Annotated in this window: 5 protein-coding genes; all 5 read left to right on the top strand. The window is 31.8% G+C overall.

Annotated elements, in window-relative coordinates; genetic code table 11:
* A partial coding sequence (locus ACJML3_RS01205; RefSeq protein WP_406019909.1) for a hypothetical protein occupies positions 1 to 564 on the top strand: 564 nt, incomplete at its 5' end.
* Between the two features lie 641 nt (positions 565 to 1205).
* Positions 1206 to 2774, top strand: coding sequence for an IS66 family transposase (gene tnpC / locus ACJML3_RS01200; RefSeq protein ID WP_406019907.1), 1569 nt, complete (start codon positions 1206 to 1208; stop codon positions 2772 to 2774).
* 101 nt (positions 2775 to 2875) lie between these two features.
* Complete coding sequence (locus ACJML3_RS01195) at positions 2876 to 3367, top strand: integrase core domain-containing protein (RefSeq protein ID WP_406019905.1); 492 nt, start codon at positions 2876 to 2878, stop codon at positions 3365 to 3367.
* A 69-nt stretch (positions 3368 to 3436) separates the two neighbouring features.
* Positions 3437 to 4153 carry a hypothetical protein gene (locus ACJML3_RS01190; protein WP_406019903.1) on the top strand — a complete coding sequence of 239 codons (717 nt, stop codon included), beginning with the start codon at positions 3437 to 3439 and terminating at the stop codon, positions 4151 to 4153.
* A 115-nt stretch (positions 4154 to 4268) separates the two neighbouring features.
* Positions 4269 to 5293: TDP-N-acetylfucosamine:lipid II N-acetylfucosaminyltransferase (locus tag ACJML3_RS01185; protein WP_406019901.1), on the top strand; the 1025-nt coding region annotated here is incomplete at its 3' end.

The following is a 5293-nucleotide window of genomic DNA, read 5'->3' as shown; positions in this document are numbered from 1 at the left end:
AGTGGAGTGGTGTATAGAAATTGTTATTTTAAAGATAAATTTAATGAAGATTTCAAAAAAATTTTTAATTATTCATTTTCAGAATCATTCAGAGCTGATGGGTTTAGATTTTATTGGTATTTAAAAAAAGGAAGAGTATATTTTAAAAATAAAACATGTAGTGTATATAATTATTCTACTGAAGGAATTTGGGCCAGCCTAGATTATGTTTCTCAAATTATTGCTCATGCGAAGTTATTTTTTGCTATGTCTGAATTTTTTACTGACAAAGAATATTATAGAAAACAGAGCATTATAAAACTAATGACCTTGCAGAAAAACAAATGCTCGTTAGATACAATTACTGAGAAAGAAAAAGATGAATTAAAAAAGTTATTGTTATTACTTAATATTCATAAGAAGAATATAGTATCTAGAGTGTTTTCTTCTTTTTATATCCTATTATGTAGGATATTTTCTAATTTCTTGTTTGGAAATAAAAAAATGTTATTTAAAGTCTATATAACCCAAATAAGAAATAAGAATAAATTAGCACTATATATGCGTTCAAATTGCACGAAATAATAGGAACCAATTTGCACTTTGAATCTGGTTATAACTACAAAGATTTCTGAAAATACAGATTACCGGCTGAATATCTAGTGTTGTTTGTTTTGATAGCCTATGTGTTGATATATTTTCATATATTCAATTTTACAATAAAAATTACGACTGTTTTGATTTGTAACAAATAATCTGTATGTATTAAGAAGCTGTATAGAGTATATTATGGATAATGTATATGATAAAAGTATTGAAGAAGAATGGTATAAAGATAATTAAATTTTTGGGAATTACTTTTTTTTAAAAGATTGGTAACTATTCAGAACCCCATAGGTTCATGAACTGATTTTAACATTACTCAGTCTTTCACAGACTGAGAGTTCTTTTGAAATTTACATTGTGAACCAGCTCACAGAGTTTTATAAAAAGGCTTTTTTCTGAGAGCTGTTAAAAATCGCTCTATAAGCGCATATAAAGCGATTACAGAGGGACTCTTTTTAAGGCTTTTGTTTTGTCATTTTTTCATGCCATCGATCTGTAGAGGGCTTAAAAGATCGTTACCGATCATTTTGAGAAGCATTATCAAGTTGAAATTTAGCTATCGCTAATGCTAAAAATCGCTGTTGGTATAATAACAGCAATAGAAAAGCAAAGGTGATTCAATGGATTTCAACGAGTTAAAGCAGGATGCAGAAAAGATATGTCAGGAGCTAAAAGATAAAGCTCCTGCAGATTTATCTGTGCTTGTACTCTCGTTGTCAACCATCATCAAGATGATGATAAACATGTTTTCTGGTGTAATGGAGCAGAATGAAACTTCGTTAGAACAAAATAAGAAGTTGAGTTTAACCATTGAATCCCTGCAAGATGAAATAAAAGAGCTTAAACGTCAGTTAGGACAGAACTCAAATAACAGTTCAAAGCCACCATCAAGTGATGGTTATGCGAAGAGTCCGAAGAAGAGAAGTTTAAGGAAGACATCAGGGCTGAAAGCTGGAGGACAGAAAGGACATAAAGGAGCCAATTTGTCAGTACCACATGATCCTGATGAGGTAAAGACACATATACCAGATAAATGTAAGTGCTGCAGTAATCTGACAAGCTGTTTAGCCTCCGATAATGTATTTGCCTGTGACAGTTCCAGATATGTAATCGAAGCCAAAATTACAACACATGTTGTAGAGCATCAGCTGATAACTGCAAAGAACTGTCCTTGTGGAGAGAAATCTTTGACAGGAGAATTTCCAAAGGATGTAAAGGCATATGTTCAGTATGGAGACAGCCTTACAGTTCTGTCGGGATTATTAAGTACTTATGGAGCTGTAAGTTTAAACAGAATACATGTACTGTTAAGCAGCTTACTTAATATCAGTATTACACCAGGCACTATCTGCAGCATGGTTAAACGCTGTGCTCAAAAGGTAGGTCCTGTAATGGAAAAGGTAAAAGAACTGTTAATCAAAGCAGATGTAGGTCACTTTGATGAAACCGGTCTTAGAGCTTTAGGTAAACTGTTCTGGGTACATAACTCATCTAACAGCAAGCTTACATATCAGACAGTAAACTGTAAACGAGGCTCTGATGGTATGGATGACAATGGAGTACTACCTGACTTCACTGGTGTTGCATGCCATGACGGCTGGACTTCATATCAAAACTATGAAGATATAGAGCATGCTCTATGCTGTGCTCATTTATTAAGAGAGCTTAATGCTGTTAAAGAGAATGAAGAGAACCATAAATGGGCTGATAAATTCTCTGAACTGCTGTTAGGTATGAAATCAGCTAAAGAGATTGCAATCAGCAAAGGTATCAGCGAGTTTTCTAAAGAGAGACTAGAAGCCTTCAGTAAAGAATATGATGACATCATGAAACTTGCTGATAAGGAAAGTCCACCTCCAAATTCTGATAAGAAAACGAGAGGCAGAAGAAAACTAGGCAAGACCAGAGCTCTGATTGAACGACTGAAAAAGTTCAAGGAAGACGTGTGCAGATTTGTACATAACTTTGCTGTACCTTTTGATAACAATCAGGCTGAGCGTGATGTTCGCAATGTAAAAACAAAGGTAAAAGTCTCCGGATGTTTCCGAAGCTTAGAAGGTGCTCAGAACTATGTTAAGTTAATGTCATTCATCAGTACCGGTAACAAGCATGGCATAAGTGCATTTGATGCATTAACCGCTGCTTTTTCTGGTAATGCTGACATTATCTTAGGCGATGGTTCTGAATAGTTACAAATAAGAAATTAAATACTGATGGTGTTAATACTGATATCTTTGGTAAAACCTTAGAGCTTCACAGTGACAATGGTGCTCCAATGAGGGGATCCACCATGGTATCAAAATGCATTGAGCTTGGATTATCCTGTACTTATAACAGACCAAGACATAGTAACGATAATGCTCATATGGAAGCATCATTCAGATTGCTAAAACATGGCCATGAAGTATTAATACCTGAGAGCTTTGATTCTCTTAAACATGCTCGTGAGTGGGTTAATGAATATTACAATTGGTACAACAATAAACACCGTCACAGTGGCATTTGCTTTATAACTCCTCAAGACTGTTATGAGGGCAAAGGCGAAGCAATAATGGCTAAACGTAACAAAATCATGGATGAGTTCTATAAGACACATTCAGAGCAAAAGAATTTAGCTGAAGCTACAGGCAAAAGAAAATATTGGAAGATGCCTAAAAACGCTGTTGTTATGCCGTTTTATACAAAGAGATCAAAAGTTAAAAATAAGATCCGGGCACAGAAGCTTGATAGTGGAAAGTGTGCTAATATAGGTAAGAGTGATGAGCTAAAGCTGGCGAGTTAAAGAAAAAGTTTCCTTTTCTCCCCACACCCCTCATATCCTTTAAAAAGAAATGTGAGGTAGCTCATAATATTGAAAGTTACGTCACAAACTAACTGTACAATAAGCGGTACTTGTGCACAAAATACTGGTGATGAGCCAGCATTTAAGTCAGAAGTTGATATTGATAAAATAGATTTTTCATATGACGATTATAAAGATGGAAAACAAGCTTTGTTTATGCAAACATCTGGTGTTTTGTACAGAAATGTCTATTTTAAAGATGAGTATAATAAAGATTATAAGAGAATCTTCGATTATTCATTCCCAGAATCATTCAGAGCTGATGGATTTAGATTCTTTTGGTATATGAAAGCAGGTAAGGTTAGATTTGATAATAAAATCTGCAGTGTATATAATTACAATGATTCTGGAATATGGGCTAGTTTGTCAGAAGTATCTCAGATAATAGCTAATGCAAAAGCATTTATTGCATTTTCTGAATTCTTTGAAGATGATAGTGATTTTTATAAAGAAAGTTGCATGCATCGTTTATCTTCTTTAAAAAATTATAAAAATATTAAAGATAAAATATCAAAAAAAGATATCAATGCATTAACTAAGATAATGTCGTTGTCGCAAATAAAAAGACTAAGTTTTTTTTTTGAGAGATGTACCTTTAGAATTTTAATTGTAATTTCTTCTTTATTGCGAATTATTCCAATTAGTTCTTTTAGAAAAAATATCTCAAAATACCGAAATAACAGAAGACATCTTTTAAAAACATCAAAGCTATGGGATATATTGTAAAGTCCCTTGACACTAATCACTTGATACTAATCGGATGTCAGAATATTTTATTATGAATAAGTCCTAACTTATATTGAATGAGAGTATTTCTCGAGAGTACAAAGGTTTATTGTAAATGAAGTTTATTAAACGATTAAAGAACTATATTTATATTAAAAGATTAAATAATCTTATCAAATCATATAAATATGTTCATATAATGTTCAATGATAAATTTAATAAACCTTTTGTTGATTTTTTGAATCAGCATTTTAACAATGATGAGCATCTAATTCTCTGTAAACATTTTTTTAAAGAATTTCCTATGCCTACAGGAAAAAATGTTATTGAGATAAATTCCCTAAAAGGCTTAAAATTTGACAACTGCGATAAGTTGATTTGTCATTCTTTGTTTGATCCTGACTTGGTTGATTATTTATACAATAATCAAAATCTTCTAAAAGAAAAAGCTCATTGGGTGATTTGGGGAGGTGATTTATATCAAGCTCCAAGAGATGAAAAGAGTGATTTAGTTAGAAGGCTGTTTAAAGGTTATATTGCATGTATTCAAGGAGATGAATTACTTGCAAAAGAAAAATATAACAGCAATGCTAATTTGTATTACGCCCTGTATCAACCTGTAATAACCGAATCTATATTAAATCAAATACATCCTCATAAAAGCGATTTTATTAATATCCAAATAAACAATTCCGCTGATGTAACCGTCATTGATATGTTACAGACTTTATCAAAATTTAAAGATAAAAATATTAACATTTACACTATTTTATCTTATGGGGATAAGGATTGTATTAACGAAATATTAAAAACAGGAAAGAGTATTTTTAAAGATAAGTTTAAACCAATAATGGATTTTATGAATCCTACTGAATTTGCACAACATATTGCAAATTTAGATATTGTTATTTTTAATCAAAATAGACAGCAAGGTGTAGGAAATGCGTTTCTTGCAGGATACTATGGCAAAAAAATCTATATAAAAAAATTTTTAACATCTTATAAATATTTAACAAATCTTGGTTTAGAGATTTTTGATACAGATGCAATAAAGGATTTATCATTCAATGAATTTGTTGCTATAACTCAAGAGCAAATTAGTAAAACAAAGAAAAGTGCTAAAATTTATTATGATGAGTC

It is taken from the genome of Succinivibrio sp., from assembly GCF_045124615.1.
GTDB classification, from domain to species: Bacteria; Pseudomonadota; Gammaproteobacteria; order Enterobacterales; family Succinivibrionaceae; genus Succinivibrio; species Succinivibrio faecicola.
The sequence above is the reverse complement of the archived record's forward strand: the minus strand, read 5'-3'. Positions and strand labels throughout refer to the sequence as shown.